Raw genomic sequence first — 17204 nt, 5'->3', positions numbered from 1 at the left:
CGTACTGAACAAGAGCGTCAAGTGCAGCACAACCGACTCTGATGGCCGCCACATCCCCACCCGCGTCGGCAACGGCGAACTGGGCTGGAACCACTTCTCCGGGAAGTACAACCTCAAGAAGTGCGCCATCGCCAACATCCCGATCCAGGGCCACGTAGACAAGGTGCGGGGCGCCAACATCCAGTACTGGGGCTGGCCACGAACCGGGTCTAAGGGCGCGTGAAGCTCATCGTCAAGGTGCGGTACGCGCGCAAGACGGACGACGGAAGGTACCGACGCCGGACGCGGCCATGTGGTCGGCGTAATCACCGCGTACTGCAATGGCATGCAGAAGTGTCCAAAATGGGTGAATGAGTAACTTCGTGAGCGAGGACGACCGAGAGATCGAAGAGCTTCAGGTGAAACAGCCGGCCTCCTGCTGAACTTCGTCTACGCACCAGTGCTGGAGGACCAGTACGTACGCGGAATTCTGCCCGCACCGTCACATGCGCCGGCGGTGCGGGCCGTCCTCGGAGACAGAGGTGAGTGCGCACCGGACCAACTGACCGCGTACGAGATCCCGCTCCGCGACGGTGAGGGACTGCGCACCGCGCACGACGTCGTCGCGCTGCTTCGCGCAGTGCACACCGGCACACACATCTACCCGGCACACAGGGTCACTTCCACCATGGGGATGGACCTGTATCTGGTCGATCCGGAACAGGTGAAAGAGGCCCCGTTCACCACGGACGACTGGTCCGCCACTCTGCTGCGGTGCCTGGCCCACCCGTCAGAAGAGTCGGCCGGTCCGCATCTGCGCGGGTTCCTCTTCCTCGAAGGAGGCCTGCTGCGCCTGTACATGGACAGCGACGAGTTCCCCGGCGTGGTCGCCGCAGACGTGCGGCCGGGTGGTGCGCTGACCGCGCTGCTGGCAGCACTGCCCTCGTTGCTCGGAGAGGAGTGGCGAACTTCCGAGGCTTCCGAGGACCCGCACTGCCGCCGCCTGGTGGATCTCACCGACTGGTAGGCGACCTCCACCAAACGCTGAGCTGCTCAGAAGATCGGAGGGCGGCCCAGCCGGGTCATACGCCACACCGTGCGCCACTTCATCGCCTTGCGCGGTGGACATGACGTCCGCAGACCCTCAACGAAGCCGCCGCACCACGCTCTCAGTCCGGCCACGGATCGGATACGCGCCACGGTGAGGAGGATCCACACTCCGAGGTAGACGGGAATCAGCGGCCACGGCAGCCTCCGGCGCGCCAGCCACACCCGGTTTCGCGCCGTGAAGCGGTAGTAGACCGCATGCCTAGCTGGGGACGTCGCCGGGTGCTGCAGGACAAGCTCGGGTTCGTAAAGGATCTTCCAGCCCTCGTCCAGCGCTCGCCACGCCAGGTCGGACTCCTCATGCCCGAAGAAGAACTCCCCCGCCCACAGCCCGGTTTCCTTGAGCATCCGCATGGAAAAGGCGTGGCCTCCACCGAGGAACGCGGTCACCGGGCCGCGGCGCATCGGATCGTCGGCGCGCAGGCGGGGCACCCAGCGTCGCTCGGTGTGTCCGTGTTCGTCAGCCACCCTGAATCCGACAATCCCGAGCCGCGGTTCGGACGCGAACAGCTGCTGGACCCTTGCGAATACGTCCGCGTCGATGAGCAGACCGTCGTCGTCCAACTCGATGACGACATCGACCTCGCCGGAGTCGCGCAGCAGCTTCAGGCCGACGTTGCGGCCTCCTGGACAGCCGAGGTTTTCCTCGAGCGGGACCTTGGTCACGTTCTCCGCCACGTTCACGTCCGTGAGGGGCGTTGAGTTGCCGATCAGCATCACTCGAGCCGCCGGCGCATCCTGCTTCTCCACCGAAGTGAGTAGAGCCTCCAGTTCCCGCGGGCGTGTGCCCATGGTCACGATGACAACTCCGATACGCGGCAACGACACAGCGGCAAACTCCCAAGGGCGGTGGAGTGCCGATGCTAGCGCCGCGCGAGGTGCCCGCCGCACCACCTCGTACCAAGCAGCAACAGCCTTAAAGCGGGATGCCCCGTCGAAGTCAGATGCTCCAGGACCGGAGCCGGTCGGCGATGTCGTAGACGTCGAGGCGCAGGGCTCGGATGTCGGTGATGAGGTCGCGCCACAGTTCGTAGGCGGCCTCGATGGGTTGGGCCGAGGCTTCGAGGTATGCGGTGGCGACACCGTAGGCGAAGTACTCGTTGCGGGCCGGCAGCGGCCGTAGCAGGACGAGTTCTTCCACGAGCACTGCGGCGCGCCAGGAGGCGTCGGGTTCCTCGCCCAGGCGCGGGGTGTTCACCCGGTGGCGTGCGCCCATCCCGACGAAGATCGAGTAGTCGTGCACGGTGAGGTCTTTGCCGAGCAGTACTTCCTGCTGAGCCAGAAGCCATCGGTGGTCGATGAGCAGTTCCACAACTCAGGCCGCCTGGCCCGTGGTGTGGTCGGCTGTGGGCAGTCCGCCGAAGTCGCGGTCGAAGTTCTCAGCGATGCCGGGGCGCTCGACGGCCCGCTTGAAGGCGGCCGTCGCGGAGTCGAGGAACCTCTCGTGTTCTTCGCGTTCGGCGAGTTCGGCGAGGTAGTCGCGCATCGTGAGGCCTCGCCCCTTGGCGAGGGCCTTGAAGCGGTCCCTTGTGCTCGTGTCGATCTTCACGCTGGTGTCTTTGTCGTCCACCCTTCAAGTATGCCCCTCAGTATGCTGCTGGGCATACCGATTGGTGAAGTTGTGACCGGGCATCACAGTTGGCGGATGAGCGCTTGAGTTAGCGGGGCTGTGCGTCGGAGGTGGCGACAGCAGGCCCGTCGCGCTCCTGAGCGGGGAAAACTACCTTAGGGCGCCCGGTGAGCGTGGCAGGCTTGGGCGGTGATCGTTGAATTGGCTCCTCACCTCCTGAACTGGGACGACGTGGACCCCGCCCGTCATGCCTTCGACGGCGCGTCCGTAGCGCAGACGGTGCGCTCGCTCGGCCCGGCCCAGTGTGTACCTATCCGCCCGGACGTCCCTTTCGGGGACCCCGCGATGAGCACCTGGAGCCATGGCGAGGCCGAGCGCTGGGCCGACGCCATGTCGTACGCCCTTGTCCAGTACTACGGCGGATGGACCGTCGGGTGGCGCTGGTCGCACGACGAGGGGGATTTCGACGGTGGACCGGTAGGAAGCTGGTGCTGTCCGCGGGACTCGATCACGACGTCGGAAGAGACACTGGTCCGGGTCGAGGCGGCCCTGCGTGAGTGGCGCGAGTGGCTGGAGTACCTCGCCGACTGGTTCGAGGCGTACCCCCTGGACCTGACCGACATCGAGGATCAGCGGATCTTGTGGGAGCGCGCGGCGAGGAACTTGATCCTGCAGGTCGTCGACCGCACCGGGTGCGGCAGTGGCTGGCACGGCCACTGCCGCCAAGTGCTCACCTGGTTCCTCCATCGCTGGGGAGTCGCGCCCGACGTGGCCCGAGGCCTGGTGGACGAGGCGATCGGTGGACGGTTCCACAGCTGGACCGGTCCTGACACGGTGGTGGTCGACGACGTCGCGGAGCAGCTTGCGCTGTCTCTGCAGCCAGCCGACGGCCGTACCCGCGCAGACGCGCCGACTCAAGACCACTTGCAGCGCTGGCTCGCGGTGCGTGAATCGGTGCCGTGGCACGAGATCTCGGACAGTGGTACGGACGGACCGGTAGTGCCCCTTCGCGACGGCGCGGCGGAGGACATTCGGGCCTTTGACGGCGCCATCGACCCTGCCCGAGCCCAAGGCCTGCTCAGCGCCCTGGAATTGCTACGAGCCGATGCGGCACGCGGAGCGCGGCTCGACTTCGCACTGCTCAGCAGCTGGCATCAGCACCTCCTGGGTACTCCGCAGCCGCCACGGTTCCGCAACTCGCCCGCGTTCGCCAAGGGAAGCCGGGAGCGCTACGGCATCGGACCGAACATACCTGCCCGCTTCGACACGTGCCTGGCCGAGAGTGCATCCGACGTCGAGCGGCCTCTCGGCCTGACCGCCCGCGCCGCCCGCGCCTATCTCGACGTCTGCTTCTTTCATCCCTTCGGCGACGGTAACGCCCGGTCCGCGTTCCTCACTCTCGTCTTCATCCTCGCCCGCGAGGGCGTCGCACTCGACGGAGTCAGCCTGCTGCGCCGCATCACCTTCGAGGCCCACACCCCCCAGGACCCACTGATCCTCGGCCGCTACATCAACACCCATCTTGCGGAGACCCGGCGCCGCACCGCCAACTCGACCGGCTTGGCATCGAGGTGAGCGCTTCAGTTGGCGAACGCGGCCAACTCTGGCGCCCAGTCACAGAAGTCCGATGCACCAGCACCTGCGCCCTGCCCCAAGGGAGTTAGTCCTCCGCGCGAGGCTGACCTGCATGGACTGGATGGGATCAAACAGAGGGTTGCTGCTGTTGGGCGCGCCTGCGCGTCCAACTCACCGTTGCACGGCCAGCGTCGTTAACCGCGCAAAGCGACTGCCGGTGCGTCGTCGGAGCCAGGAGGTCGGCTATCGGAGGGCCTGGATGATCGCTGCTACCAGGCTGGCAAGGGCGGCCGTGATGGCTCCGGCCAGCAGCCACCGAATCGATTGGGTGTGTAAACGGGTATCCCGCTCGGCCCTTGCGCGTTCGGTCACGTAGTCGAGGAGCGCGCGGAGCGTTTCAGCATCCAATTCCTCTCCCGCCCCATCCTGAGTGGGTTCGGGGTCGCTGAGGGATGCCGCGTTGGGTGCACCAACTGGTTGGTTGGGGGTGGAGTTCTCCTCCCGAGGTCGGCGCCGCGCATAGCGCGCATGCAGGGTGAAGGAGTGTTGGGGCCCAGCGTCAGTCGGATAGAAGTCCGCACTCTTGCGGAACAAACCAGGAAACCCGTTCAACGCGCGAGTGACAACGTCCTCAGCTAGTCCAAGATCCTTTGAGAGGCCGTTGGGGGAGCGACTACGCCATCTCGTAAGAGCCATGTAGGTAATGAGCGCAATCAGCGTGTCGAGTTGCGCCTCATAGCGTGCCCTGTCATCCACGGATGCAGTGTTGCACCGTGTAGCTGGCCTTGGGAGGTGGTCTCTGTCCGCTCCAGGATCCACCGCCGCCAGTACCGCCAGCCAGCACCCCAGCGCATGTCCCATCGGAAACTCCCCGACCCCGCAGCGGCAGCTGCGACACAATTGCCGGATGATCGGCAACAAGACAACTCACCGCACGGTGGACGGTGTTCGCATACCCGGCACCTGGCGCCACGCCTTCATCCGCAACGGCGGCACGCACTTCCTCACCGACCTGTTCATCTACGCCGACGGGCTCATCGACTGCTGGGAACTGGTCACCCTTGAGGAGTTCCAGAACAAGCTCGACAGCGGCTGGGTAGCCACCACCCTGCCCGACGGCGCCAAGGCATCCGCGTTCGAACTGGCCAGCTGGACCTTCAGCGAGCCCCACAGCCACCTCACCCCCGACCTGCTGGTCGCCGAGATACGCGACACCATCGACCAACTGAACGGGCGCCCGGATTCAACAGGTCGGTGCCTCGCCGCAGTCGACACCTTCCTCGCCGACCGGACCGAGGCAAACCGCGCCGCAGCCCGCAACGCCTTCCTGGCCATCCCGATCTCGCAGCGCCGCTACGCACTGGGCGACATGGACAGCAAAGACTGGCCGCTGCGGGTGCTGGTGGCGGGACCCGGCGGCGAAACGTACATCCCGGCCGAGGGGCCGATCATGCAGGAGGACTACGACAGGGCCGTCGCCTACTTCGAGGAACGGGCACGATGGGTTGCTGAACGGGCCACACACGTCCCGGCAGACGGACCAGTGACCTCCTTCGCCCCGGCGATCAAGCTGTACCACACGTATCCGAGCAAACCGGTCGATGCCCCGGGATTCCGGGGCCTGCGCAACGACTACCCGGCCCCGATCGTCGTCGGCGAGGTCAGCTACCCATCTGCCGCCCACGCCTACTGGGCGCTGTCAGTCGCTGACCCCGAGGTCCGGACCGCGATCGCCACGGCAGAGACCCATGCCGCCGCACGCAAGTCCGCGACCGCGGCAGCACAGCGTGAGGGCTGGCAGCAAGCCCGCGCCGCGGTGATGACGGACCTCTTGCGCGCGAAGTATCACCAGCACCCCGACCTGGCCGAGATCCTGCTGACCACGAACGACGCCACCGTGATCTACGACGACGCCGACTCGGGCTTCTGGGGGGGACAACGCCGGACGCGGCCGCAACTGGGCAGGCCGACTCCTCGAACTCGTCCGCTCGGAGCTACAGGCACAGCGGGCCGGCATCACAGGCCTGTAAAAGGCCGCCCGCCGCTCGAATCCGAGCAGCCCGAGTACCTCGCCGCCCGGACCGAGGACCAACAGGAGAGCAGACGATGACCGACTCGACCGGCCACAACGGTGAGCGCTCCGTCCAAGTAGTGCTCGATTACCTGGTCAGGCACTTGAACAGCGCCTTGCGTCGCCCGGGAATGTATGGCGGCGAGATGGGGATCAGGCTCTACCTCGACGCAGTGGCGTTCGCAGACAGCGCCGAGGAGGCATGTCAGGAGGAACTGGAGGGTCTCCGAACCCGGAAGGCGTTCTTCTCCACTGGCGTGAGCGGCGCCTTCAAGGATCTCTGGAGTGATACGCACGAAGGCTCCATGGCCTCGGTATACGCCGAGATCGCACATCGTCAGGGATGGCTGGCCCTCGATCGAACCCTCACCGCGGCTGAGTACGCCATGCTCCGCCACAGCGGCGAGACCTGGTGCCGCGAGGATCGTCACCTCAGCGACGTTGTCACGGCGTTCGGCGAGCCCTCGGTCCTCTTCGGGGGCACCAACCCCAGATACCCCAAGACGCTGGCCTATGCGACCGACCGGCGTGACGATGCCCTCGTCTGCTTCCACCTCTGGAATGGTCTCTCCCCGAGTCCAACTTCACCGACGGCCTGCCTCCGCACCGAACCCGTCCTCTGGGCGATCCGAGCCGGGGGCACTCTGTTCACAGACGGCTTCACCTTCACGCCCGAGGGAGCGGCCCGCCTCTCGCCAGGCCCAGACCCGACCGAACCCGAGATCAACCGAGGGAATACTGCACGGTCGGAATAACCCCTCCCGCCAGTAGCCGAGCGCTTGGTCAACCACCACTCGCAGTTTGATCAAGCCCGGAAGGACTTCCGGAGCCGACCGCTTAGCTGTGCGGGACCCGAGCTCTCTCCTGCTGCGGCGTAGTAACCATTCCCAGCAGACGGCTTCCCTTCCTATGCTGGGCTTCCAGTTGGAACGCTCATGGGACTCCGGGGGTTGTGTGCCAGGAACAGCGGGGCCGCGCATGGCCGATCACAGGCCCTATTTCTATCTGAGCTATGCGCACACACCCCGTGGCGGGGCTGGAGCGATGGACCCCGACATGTGGGTGGAGCGGCTCTACGGCGATCTCTGCGCCCACGTGCTGGCGATGACCAACCTGCCGGCAGGCGCGCCTGCCGGGTTCATGGACCGGCAGCTGCGCGCGGGTGAGGACTGGTCCGAACAGCTGGGTGAAGTTCTGGCCACCTGTCGGGTGTTCGTGCCGTTGTTCTCGCCGCGTTATTTCGACAGTGAGTTATGCGGCAAGGAATGGCATGCCTTTGAGCAGCGGGCCATCCGTCATCGCGCGACGACCGCCGGGCCCGCCGAGGCAATTGTCCCGGCCCTGTGGGTTCCGGTCCCCTCTCACCTACTCCCCACTCCTGCGGAGCGGTTGCAGTTCAATCACCGTGACTTCGGGGACCGCTACGTCTCCGACGGCTTGTACGGGCTGATCAAGCTCCGTGCCTTCGCGGAAGAGTACGAGCGCGCAGTCTACGAGCTGGCTAAGCGCATCGTGAGCGTCGCCGAGGACACCGAGATCGCGCCGGGTCGCGCCTTGGACTATCGCAAGGCGCCCAGCGCCTTCGGGAGGGGTATGAGTCCCCGGGCGATGCACGTCACCGTGGCTGCGCCGACCGTGGACGACCTGCCGGAGGGTAGAGATTCCTCCTACTACGGCCACAGTTCCCTCGACTGGAACCCCTATTACCCGTCCACCGCACGGCCGTTGGCGTTCGTCGCCCAGGACATCGGGCATTCGCTGAACTATCAGGTCACGGTTTCCTCTCTCGATGAGGAGGCGCCGTACGAGGGTGGGAAACAGCAGGGTCCCACCCGGCCTGGGGTGCTCCTGGTGGACCGTTGGGCTCTCCAGGACCCTGCCCGGCGTGCCCGGGTTGCCGATTTCGGGGTTCATCGACCCTGGGTGAGTGTCGTTGTTCCGCGAAATCCTCACGACCTGCAGAGCGCGGCCGTGGAGGAGTCGCTCAGCAGGCAGTTGGCGGTGGCCCTGCCGTCGACGCTGCAGGTGCGCCCTGGCGCCGAGCAGGCTGCGGTCGAAGGCGTGTCCAGTCTCGAAGACTTCGCGCAGGTGCTACCGCAGATCGCCGAGGCGGCTGCCCAGCAGTACCTGAGGACTGCGCCGGTCTACCCGCCCCTCAGCGCTCGCATCGCCGAACGGCCACGTCTGAACGGTCCGTTAGGGCGCTGGTCGGCACCTGTCGCACTGCCGTTTGAAGCAGGTCCTGCTGCCCTGGCGGCTGCGGCCTCGCTTGGCGGCCAAAGTCGGGAGGAGCCCGAGGAGGTGTCGGCCGCGCGTGTTCGGGCCCATGTGATGCTCGTGGACGACGATCCCCGTACGGGGACTCCGGTGCGCTTGGCCGTGGAGCTGGTGGCGGAGCCCGCGCATCTGTGGGTGCGTCCGGACGTGCGGCCTGTGCTGGACGTCGTGGCCGTGCCGTTGAGCCGGGCGGACGTTGCTCCCGCCACGGCGTCCTACGGCCCCGGGGCCGCGGAGTTGGCGCAGTTCGCTCTCCTGGCTAAAGAGCCCGGCCGGCATCGGATTCGGTTCACGTTCGTGCACCACGACACCGGCGTCGTGCTGCAGCAGGTGGAAACGTACGTGGATGTCGCTGGGTCCGAGGGGACCCGGGCTGGGCGGGGGAGGTCCTGACCCGATGCCCCGTACGTTGACCACGCGTGTGGTCCAGGATCCCAGTGACGGTTTCCGTTTCCTGCCGCACCTGGAGACGGAACCTCCTGACCTGAGGGTGAGTTTCGATGTCCTGGGTGGAGGCAGGATTCGGGCGCGCATGTCGGGGACCTCCCTACCCTCGCTCCAGGGCACCGAGCACAAGGCCGACCTGAGCGCGCGGCCCGAGGAGGTCCACGGTGCGGCTGCCCGGCTGTGCGCACGTTGGAAGGAGAGGTTCGTCGACTTCCAGCCGGTTGACGAACAAGGCCGGGCGCTGCGAGTCCGGAACCGTCCCTATGCATCGTCCGCCGATCTGAGCACCGAACCGGAGGACCCTCTGCGCCAGGCGGTGAGCGATCTGGCCCGCAGCGGTGAGTCTCTGCTCTTCGACACCCTGCTGCGTGGAGATGACGTCCAGACCGAGGCTTTCCGCTCCTATCTGCGTTCTGCGCTGTTGCGCGATGGGCTTCGGGTGCGGTTCGATTCTGATCTGCATCTGCCCTGGTCCATGCTCTGTATCTCTGGTGATTCTCCTGAGCCTGCCGCGGGCTTGGATACTGTGTTCTCGCGGTTTCTTGGCTACCGGCACCAGATCGAGCACACCGGAGCCGCTTATGCGTGGCTCGGTCCGCGCCGTGCCCCGCTGCTCCAGCCGGTCGTGAGCCTGAATCACGACCCCCGGGTGGGTCGTGCGACGCGGGCGGATGACGTCGCCAAGGCGCTGGCCGCGGATGCCAAGTGCACGATCCGCACGACGTATGACGAGCTTGTTCGTGACTTTGGGGATGCGGACTTCGACGAGCAGTTGACGTACTTCTGGTGCCATGGCGAGTTTTTGAGTAATGAGCCCGAACCGCCTGTGCTGGTGATCAGGCTGGAGGACGGGGTCTCCTTCGACGGACACAGCGTCCGTGAGCTGCGTGCGGCGCACCGTCATAGTTCTTTCCGGCCGCTGGTCCTGCTCAACGCGTGCCATGCCGGCATCATCAGGGCGAACGCGGACCCTTCGTTTTTGGGGCGGATGCTCATCGACCACGGCGCGGAGGGGGTGCTGGGACCTCAGATTGCCATGCCGCAGGCGTTCGCCGCGGAGTACGCCCTGGAGTTCGTTACCCGGTACCTGCGCGGCGGGGTCACCGCAGGCAGCATCACCAACGATCTGGCCCGGCACTTCGCTACCCGCTACCGCAACCCGCTTGGTTTCGCGTACGGGTTGCACAGTGGGATGGACGCCCGTCTCGTCCGGGCGAGGGAAGGCACCACATGAACCACCCCCCTGTGGTCGATACTCTCGATCTGGATGAGACGGGCTGGCTGCTCGACGCCGACTCGGGAGTGCCTGTGCCCGGCCACAGGCTGCGCGCGCACTTCGCGGAGCACGTGGCCCCGCCCGCGTGGGCAACAGACATCTTCGTCTACGTGCACGGGTGGCAGACCTCGCCCGCCTCCGCCGTGCGCACAGCTACACGGCTGTTGGCCCTGGCGCAGAGCAACCTCGCTGCGGCACCGGACCAGTACCCGGCCCTCACAGCCAAGGGGTACAACCCGTGGTGTGTTGTGGTGCGCTGGCCCTCCTCAAGCCGGGCCACGCCCGCCGGCTATCGCCGGATCCGGGACCGGGCACATGCGATGGGGTCCCGCGACGGAAACGGGCACGCCGCCCACATTCTGGGCCGGATCCTCGGCTACCTGGATGGCGAGCGCGCCGATCCCGCGGCCTCGCCCGTCCTGGCCAACCGCGACGGCCAATATCTCCATCTGATCGGGCACTCCTTCGGCTGCCGGTTCCTGTGCGAGGCGGTGCAGTGGGCGGCCGACGCCCACCTCGAGGACACCCTTGGCTGGAGCACAGCAACCCACCCGACCAACCGCCCCTTCACCGCGGACAGCATGTTGCTCTTTCAAATGGCGGCCCGGCGCGACGCGTTCCTCTCGCTGTTTCCCCACGTCCTGCCGAGCGAGGCACACGACGGCGCTCCCCTGAGCGGCCCGGTGGTGGCCACATTTTCCCGCCACGACCGGGCGACCGGATTCTGGCACCTGCGTGCTGAACAGCAGCCCGGCATCGGGCACTCGGGGGTCGGACCTGCCCCGGCGCCCCCGTTCTCTACGCGTCTCCTGCCGGCCGACGAGCGGTACCCACTCTCCTGGCTCGACCACCGTTTCGTGAATGTCGACGCCTCCGACGTGTTTGCCCGGGGCCGTCGTCTCAATCCTGCGGGAGCCCACTCGGACTTCGTGCGTGTGGAGTCGGCGCACCTGCTCCTCACGCTTGCGGACTACTCCCGCTGAGCGGCACCGGTATTTGCAGGCCGACACGACAGGGCCCGGGCATCGTCTGCGCGCCGGGGCAACTGACTTCCTCCTTGTCGGCGCGTCACAGCAGTCGCGTCACTGAGTCTTCCAACCTCACGTTGACGCGTTGTGAAAGACGAGGACGGCCTCCCTGGTGTCGGAGATGCGATGGGTGCTGCAGCGGAGCTTCCGCAGAAGATGCCAGCCCTTGAGCGCGGACATCCGTCTATCGACGATGCCGCGGACGAGAGCGAATCGTCGATAGACGGATGTCAGCCGCCCCTGCACTACAGGCGCAACCGAAGTGGGCGATCAAGCCCCGGCCTCCCGGCCGGGGATTCGAGCCGTGGATCAGACCGACTCGGTAGGCGAGACCACACCCTCGCAGTCCCAGCCGAAAGGCACGTGGCAATCCCTGTCCGCCGGGCCGTGCGGAGCACCCGGCGGGAAGCGGTCAGGGTCGAAGATCCGTTCTCAGCTGGCCCTGGACTGGCTGTCTTTGCCATTCAGGCCGGTTGAGGTGCTGCGCTCGTGCTCACTCTGCGCGGTTTGGAGCAGGCGCTGCCAGGACGTCACCAGGGGGCGGCGGCGCAGGAGGGCCCGCCGTTCGCGTTCGGTCATGCCGCCCCAGATTCCGTGCTCGATCCGGTTGTCCAGGGCGTGGGCGAGGCATTGCGTGCGCACCGGGCACCCAGTGCAGAGGGCTTTCGCCCGGTTCTGGGCGGCGCCCTCGACGAACAGGTCCTCCGGATCGGCCGTCAGGCACTTCGCCTGCTCACCCCAGCCGTTGTCTTCGGATACCGCCATGGTGCCCCTCCCCCGGTCCGGCCTGCCACGACCCCCGTGCAGGCGGCACGTCACGCGACGGTACGACAGGTAGTACGCGGCAGGGAATGCCCTGGGTTTACGGCGGTCAGATCGGGTGCCTGCCCGGACTCCAGTGCGAGGCACACAGGTGGAGCCACTCCACCTGTGCAGGAATGAGGGAGTGGCCCGGCGCTCTGCGGAACCCGCTTGGTAGTCGGCTCGGGCCATGGTCCTCTGCGATGGCAGGCTCGACACAAGGCGGTCGACGCTGAGCGGTAGGGAACGTGCTGCGTGGTGCCTCAGCTGGCTCCGTAGGGCACAAGGAAGAGCGGATGTTGACGGATCTCAGCAGCGGTCCGGGTCCTGAGAGGCTGTAAATGGCGCTGAGAAGTAGGAGCACCTGATGTCACTCACGCTGTCGACCTCGTGTGGAAGCAGTCGTCATCTGAGCCGTCGTTTCCGCCAAGGCTCGGGATCAGACGTGAAGGGATCTTGCAGTGTCCGCGCCAGGACTCAGGCGTCCAGAGGGGCGACCGTTGCGGGGAGTTCGCGATGCGCCTTCCGTATGGTCTTGCAGCCGATCTCATGCTGATCGTGCGCGGGGCTCGGGAGGCTGGTGCGGGTGTCGTGCGTCGGTCGCGTCGATGACGACACCGGTTCAGCGCTCGGTGGGGATCTCGACGATGCCTGTGCAGTAGGTGCCGTATTCCAGCATGTTCGCGGTCAGGTGGACGCCGGTGAGCTCTTCCGCGAGTGCGATGTAGTTCTCCAGGTCGTAGGTGCCGGTTTCGAGGTCGAACCCCGTCTGGCCCATGAGGTCGAGGAGGTGGTCGGGTGTGCTGCCTTCTCGATGGAGGGGACCTTCGAAGCGAGTGCGCAGCTCACCGTCCTCCCACCAGGAGAACAGGGACATGGCGTTCGGGCTGAGGAAGTGCGAGACGCCGCGGGTGCCGCGAGTGGCGTGCTTCATCGCATCGGTGTGGATCTCGATGCCGCCGTTGATCTCGAGAGCCAGGACCCAGTCGGCGTCTTCGTGGTGGACCACAGCAGCGCCGACAAACATGCGGTCGCCCCAGTCGTCCTGATCGTCCTGGAATTCGCTGTCCCGGGCGATGAACTTGTCGAAGCCGTCACAGTCTTCTTGCGGCTGGGCGCCGATGCGGTCGAGGTACTCACGCGGAGTGAGCCCGCGAACCAGAGTCAGGGTGTAGCCCTCCAGCAGGAAGCCGCAGTGGAAGTCGCGGAGCCAGGAGCGTTCGGCCAATTCAGCGTTCATGGGTGGCCATGGTGCCAGGCGCCACTGACAGGCCACCGTCCAGCCACCGCAGCTCGTCACGGCCGGCTATCGGCCCCGCTTGTTCTCCCGACTGTTCAAAGGGCTCGGGGCGGTTGACGGTGATGCCGACGTTGTGGCGGGGTGTGGGTTCTTGGTGCCGGGTGGGCGTTCGGGGCTGGTGCCGCGGGCAGCACTGCGAGGTGTAGGCCAGAGCTACTTCCATCAACGCGCCCCCGGCCCGGCGTGCTTTGTAGGCGAGGGGCCGCGGTCGTTGCCCGGGTCCATCAGCACGGGGTTGCCCAGCCGCTTTCCGAGGCCGACTTGCGGGCGATCAGGGCTGCCGCTTCCGGCCGTAGGGGATCTTAGCCCTGGCCGTTGACAGTGTTTTCTGTCAGCGTGGGGACGAGGGTGGTCCTCTGGGGCTCCTGGCGAGGGGGAGTTGATGGACGACGTTCGCGGGCGGGTCGGCGAACTGGCGGAACTCGAAGCGTTCGCGTGCTCCCACGAGTCCTACCGCTGGGTTATCGGGCCGCCCGGGTCCGGCAAGACTGCTCTGGCCGAGCGGCTCGCCGCTCACCCGCCGGGGAATGTCGACGTCGTCGCTTTTTTCGCGTCGGGCGCCTCCGGCGGGCAGACAAGGCGGTTTCGACAGGAAGTCCACGACCAGCTCACGGCGATATTGGGCGAGGTGGCTGCGCCGCTCTCCAGAGCGAGCACGCTTGACGGCCTCTGGGCCCGTGCTTGCGCGCGGGCCGAGGCGGGCGGCCGACACCTGCTGCTGCTCGTGGACGGCCTCGACGGGGACCATGAGTCGCCCCCGATCGCGGCCCTGCTGCCTGCCGCGACGGGCTCCCACGGTCACGTTTTGCTCTTCAGTCGCGCCCTGCCCGAGATTCCGGGGGCCGTGCCCCGGTCGCACCCGCTGCGAGACGAACAACGCTGCCCTCGTGTCCTGTTGTCTGCGAGCCCCCTCGCCACCGTGCTGGCGGATGGTGATGCCCGGACGGTGCTGGGGGCTCTGGCCGTCGCCGGCCCCCTGAGCGCGGATGACCTCGAAGCGGTCATCGCCGCGCGAGGCGGCGGCATGGATGCGCACGACGTGCGGGCTGTGCTGCGGAGGGCCCCCTCTGGCGTACTGGCGTCGCGTGGCGACCCGGACTCGTCTCAGGAGCGGTTCGACCTCGCCGACGACGTGCGCCGAGAGACCCTCGCCGCGATCGGTCACGCCGAGACCGAGCGGCATCGTGGCGCTCTGCACGCCTGGGCCGAACAGTTCGCCCGTCGGGGCTGGCCGGACGACACCCCGGCGTATCTCCTGGACCATTACCCCGCGGTGCTCGTCGCGGGCGCGGATATCGCCGCGCTGGCCGCCCTCCCCTCGCCCGAGCGGATCGCGTTATGGCAACGCCGGGCTGGTCACCCCGCCGCTGCCTGGCAGGAAATCACTGATGTCCTGAACGTCCTGGCGGCGACGGAGGCGGACAGCCTGGGTGAGTCGTGTGTCCTGGCCATGCGCCGCTATCGGCTGACCGAACGTCCGGGGCATGTGAGCTTCGGCTTCCCGGCGGCTCTCCCGGTGGCTTGGGCCGAGCAGGGGCAGTGGTCCTGGGCCGAGTGCCTGGCATCGGTGATCTGGCACTCTGTCCGGGCGTACACGGGCATGGCCGAGGTGGCCGCACGCCGGGGGGACACCGAGCGTGCCCGCCGTTACGTCGCTCGAGCCCGGGCCATCGCCCTCGACGATCCGGGCGGCGGAGTTTGGAGCGCTCCATCCTTGGCCGGCCTGGCCCGCACCGCGCACGCGTGCGGTGCGCGGACGACGGCCTTGGAGCTGCTGCGGGAGGCGGAGCACCTCGCGTGTGTCGCACCGCCCAGCCCCGGGACGGATCTCATGGCTGTGGCCCTGGCCGCAGTGGCCGAGGCCCACTTGGAGATCGGCGACCGCGCCGACGCCCTGCGGATTCTCGGGATGGCCGAGGGCCTTGCCCACAGCACCAGCGGGCGAAGCGACGACGCCCTCGTCGGCATAGCCGCCCGCTCGGCCCAGGTGCGCGGGGCGAAGGAGTGCGTTGTTGCCTTTCCCCGGCCCCAGGGTGCGGGTGCGCAGATTCGTGTGTACGCCGAGTTCGCGCGGGGGGTCGCCCACCAGGAGGGGCTCAAGGCCGGTGGCGCGCTGTTGCGGGTCGCGGAGCGGATGCTGGCCAGGCTGCCCGCTCCTGTGGCGGAGGCGACGGACGCTGGCGTGCTGCGAGCGGTCCGGGAACGGTTCTTGGCCGTGCTTGGCCTCGCCGAGGCCGCGGCGCGTGTGCCCGATCGAGATCTGTGCCTGCGTCTGGTGGAAGAGGCGGCCGGGCAGGGCGGGCAGGGGGCCGCCCGCGTGGCGCATCTGTACCAGTTGCTCGACCTCCCCGCTCAGGCTTGGCATCTGCTCGACGGCCTCGTGGAGCCGCAGGTGCGGTTGTCCGCGCTGATACGTTGCGCCGAGGCGGCTCACGAGGGCGGCAACTCCGATGCCGCGTCGGTGTATCTGGAGAACGCCGTGCGGGCGGCCGCCTCGATCGAGGGTCCGCGCCATCATTCGGACAGCCGGGTCGATCTCGCCGTGGCCCTGGCCCAATGCGGGAGTCCGGGCCGCGCCGAACGGATCCTGCGGGATCTCGACACACCCGGCACGGGCCATTTCTGGGAGACCCTGGCCGTGGCCGAGGCCGTGGCCCACCACGGTCGGTTCGACCAGGCAGGAGCGCTGTTCGCGCTGGCCAACTCGAACGGTGACGCCGATGCGGTGCACCGCATCGCGGCGATCCTGGGGCGGGGTGCCGGACGCGCCGGAGACCACGCCCTCGCCCGGGAGTTTGCCTCGCACGCCGGAGAGAAAAGCTACGTCTTCGCCCTCGAACAGGCCACGATCGGAGCCGCCGAGGCGGGCCATTTCGCCCTGGCCGAGCGGTTGCTGACCGTGGCCCGGTCCGTGTCCAAGACCTCGGTCTCCAGGTCCCGGAGGGGCCTGGAGCAGGATCCCGCCACCGTTGCGGCGTCGGCGGCCCTGCGCAGCGGGGATCTGGAGTGGGCCGGGAGGTTCGCCGACCGGATCCAGATGCCCGACATGTTCAGCGACCAGTCGGGACCGGCGGTGAAGCACGCGGTCGGGGGAGATCTCGCCGCCGCCGAGTATGAGGCGCTGTCGGTGACGGTGCCGAACAGGGCGCAGGCATTGCTCAGAGTCGCGGAGATCGCGGCCGCCCTGGGGAGGAACGACCATGTCGAGCGCCTCCTCGATCTGGCCCGGCGGGCCGCCGAGGGATGGACGGACGCGACGAAGGGCGCCCGGGCGCAGCAAGGGGCGGCCGTGGCGGAGGTGGCCGCGCGCATAGGCCGTCCGGATCGCGCCGATGCGATGCTTCATCGCGCGGACGATGCGCTGGCAAACTCGCGGATCCCGGTGCTCGCCGCCCGTGCCGAGGCGCTGGCCCGTAACGGCGAGCAGGAGGCGGCCGTCGCCTTGTTGGAGGAAGCCTTTGGCAGCCTCGGTTCGCGGAGCTTGGCTAATAAGGAGCGCGAGGTGCGGGCGCTGGTGCTTGCGGCTGTGGCCATCGATCCTGCGCTCTGCCGCCGCCACATCGCGGGCCTGCTGGCGACGCGGACGAGAACCCCGGAATGGCTCGCGGCCGTGGTGTTTTGCCGGGCCGAGCTCGCTGCGCTGGTGGTCGCCCTGCTCGACGGCGAGGTGGCGTCTCATGGTGGGGTTGCGCGGTGAGGGGAGGGCGCGGCGGGGGACAACTTACAGTGGGTGGCGATACGTTGCGTGGCCGCGGGAGCGGGATCCGATTGAG

14 protein-coding genes are annotated in these 17204 nt (G+C 67.6%); 8 read left to right on the top strand and 6 right to left on the bottom strand.

Annotation, left to right across the window (positions count from 1 at the left end; translation table 11 throughout):
* Window positions 1–439: 439 nt before the first annotated feature.
* Window positions 440–1006, top strand: a complete 567-nt coding sequence (locus tag OG707_RS41585) for a hypothetical protein (protein WP_329127385.1) — start codon at window positions 440–442, stop codon at window positions 1004–1006.
* Window positions 1007–1032: 26 nt separating this feature from the next.
* Here OG707_RS41585 and OG707_RS41580 read toward each other — a convergent pair whose 3' ends face one another.
* The 3 genes from OG707_RS41580 to OG707_RS41570 form a co-directional block, all read right to left on the bottom strand.
* The gene (locus OG707_RS41580; protein WP_329127383.1) at window positions 1033–1914 is read right to left on the bottom strand and encodes a glycosyltransferase family 2 protein; all 882 of its coding nucleotides are present in this window, start codon (window positions 1912–1914) and stop codon (window positions 1033–1035) included.
* A gap of 112 nt (window positions 1915–2026) precedes the next feature.
* The gene (locus tag OG707_RS41575) at window positions 2027–2398 is read right to left on the bottom strand and encodes a toxin Doc (protein WP_329127381.1); all 372 of its coding nucleotides are present in this window, start codon (window positions 2396–2398) and stop codon (window positions 2027–2029) included.
* A 3-nt stretch (window positions 2399–2401) separates the two neighbouring features.
* Window positions 2402–2656, bottom strand: a complete 255-nt coding sequence (locus OG707_RS41570; RefSeq protein ID WP_329127379.1) for an antitoxin MazE7 — start codon at window positions 2654–2656, stop codon at window positions 2402–2404.
* Window positions 2657–2845: 189 nt separating this feature from the next.
* Here OG707_RS41570 and OG707_RS41565 point away from each other — a divergent pair, with 189 nt between their 5' ends.
* Window positions 2846–4231, top strand: coding sequence for a Fic family protein (locus OG707_RS41565; protein ID WP_329127377.1), 1386 nt, complete (start codon window positions 2846–2848; stop codon window positions 4229–4231).
* Window positions 4232–4474: 243 nt separating this feature from the next.
* On the opposite strand, the gene OG707_RS41560 is transcribed toward OG707_RS41565, so the two are convergent.
* Complete coding sequence (locus tag OG707_RS41560; protein ID WP_329127376.1) at window positions 4475–4987, bottom strand: hypothetical protein; 513 nt, start codon at window positions 4985–4987, stop codon at window positions 4475–4477.
* Between the two features lie 151 nt (window positions 4988–5138).
* Between OG707_RS41560 and OG707_RS41555 the strand changes: the two genes are divergently transcribed.
* From OG707_RS41555 to OG707_RS41535, 5 genes are all read left to right on the top strand, one after another.
* Window positions 5139–6341, top strand: coding sequence for an NADAR family protein (locus tag OG707_RS41555; protein WP_329127375.1), 1203 nt, complete (start codon window positions 5139–5141; stop codon window positions 6339–6341).
* Window positions 6338–7057, top strand: a complete 720-nt coding sequence (locus OG707_RS41550) for a hypothetical protein (RefSeq protein WP_329127374.1) — start codon at window positions 6338–6340, stop codon at window positions 7055–7057. The genes OG707_RS41555 and OG707_RS41550 overlap by 4 nt, the downstream gene beginning before the upstream one ends.
* 223 nt (window positions 7058–7280) lie before the next feature.
* On the top strand, window positions 7281–8972 hold the full coding sequence (locus OG707_RS41545; RefSeq protein ID WP_329127372.1) for a TIR-like protein FxsC: 1692 nt from the start codon (window positions 7281–7283) through the stop codon (window positions 8970–8972).
* A 139-nt stretch (window positions 8973–9111) separates the two neighbouring features.
* Entirely contained in the window at window positions 9112–10260 is a 1149-nt protein-coding gene (locus OG707_RS41540) for a hypothetical protein (RefSeq protein WP_329127371.1), read from the top strand.
* Window positions 10257–11285 carry a hypothetical protein gene (locus OG707_RS41535; RefSeq protein ID WP_329127370.1) on the top strand — a complete coding sequence of 343 codons (1029 nt, stop codon included), beginning with the start codon at window positions 10257–10259 and terminating at the stop codon, window positions 11283–11285. Before OG707_RS41540 ends, OG707_RS41535 begins: the two co-directional genes overlap by 4 nt.
* A gap of 477 nt (window positions 11286–11762) precedes the next feature.
* Here OG707_RS41535 and OG707_RS41530 read toward each other — a convergent pair whose 3' ends face one another.
* On the bottom strand, window positions 11763–12095 hold the full coding sequence (locus OG707_RS41530; RefSeq protein ID WP_329127369.1) for a WhiB family transcriptional regulator: 333 nt from the start codon (window positions 12093–12095) through the stop codon (window positions 11763–11765).
* 658 nt (window positions 12096–12753) lie between these two features.
* On the bottom strand, window positions 12754–13371 hold the full coding sequence (locus tag OG707_RS41525; protein WP_329127367.1) for a DUF6461 domain-containing protein: 618 nt from the start codon (window positions 13369–13371) through the stop codon (window positions 12754–12756).
* 442 nt (window positions 13372–13813) lie between these two features.
* On the opposite strand from OG707_RS41525, the gene OG707_RS41520 reads away from it, so the two are divergent.
* Window positions 13814–17128, top strand: a complete 3315-nt coding sequence (locus OG707_RS41520) for a hypothetical protein (RefSeq protein ID WP_329127366.1) — start codon at window positions 13814–13816, stop codon at window positions 17126–17128.
* Window positions 17129–17204 lie beyond the last annotated feature (76 nt).

It is taken from the genome of Streptomyces sp. NBC_01465, from assembly GCF_036227325.1.
Taxonomy (GTDB): Bacteria; Actinomycetota; Actinomycetes; order Streptomycetales; family Streptomycetaceae; genus Streptomyces.
This window is presented reverse-complemented; position numbering and strand designations above follow the sequence as displayed.

Bases quoted from the DNA above. Each gene is read 5' to 3' on its own strand.
- OG707_RS41535 (WP_329127370.1), top strand. From the start codon at position 10,257: ATGAACCACCCCCCTGTGGTCGATACTCTCGATCTGGATGAGACGGGC.
- OG707_RS41550 (WP_329127374.1), top strand. From the start codon at position 6,338: ATGACCGACTCGACCGGCCACAACGGTGAGCGCTCCGTCCAAGTAGTG.
- OG707_RS41540 (WP_329127371.1), top strand. From the start codon at position 9,112: ATGTCGGGGACCTCCCTACCCTCGCTCCAGGGCACCGAGCACAAGGCC.
- OG707_RS41555 (WP_329127375.1), top strand. From the start codon at position 5,139: ATGATCGGCAACAAGACAACTCACCGCACGGTGGACGGTGTTCGCATA.
- OG707_RS41545 (WP_329127372.1), top strand. From the start codon at position 7,281: ATGGCCGATCACAGGCCCTATTTCTATCTGAGCTATGCGCACACACCC.
- OG707_RS41520 (WP_329127366.1), top strand. From the start codon at position 13,814: ATGGACGACGTTCGCGGGCGGGTCGGCGAACTGGCGGAACTCGAAGCG.
- OG707_RS41525 (WP_329127367.1), bottom strand. From the start codon at position 13,371: ATGAACGCTGAATTGGCCGAACGCTCCTGGCTCCGCGACTTCCACTGC.
- OG707_RS41530 (WP_329127369.1), bottom strand. From the start codon at position 12,095: ATGGCGGTATCCGAAGACAACGGCTGGGGTGAGCAGGCGAAGTGCCTG.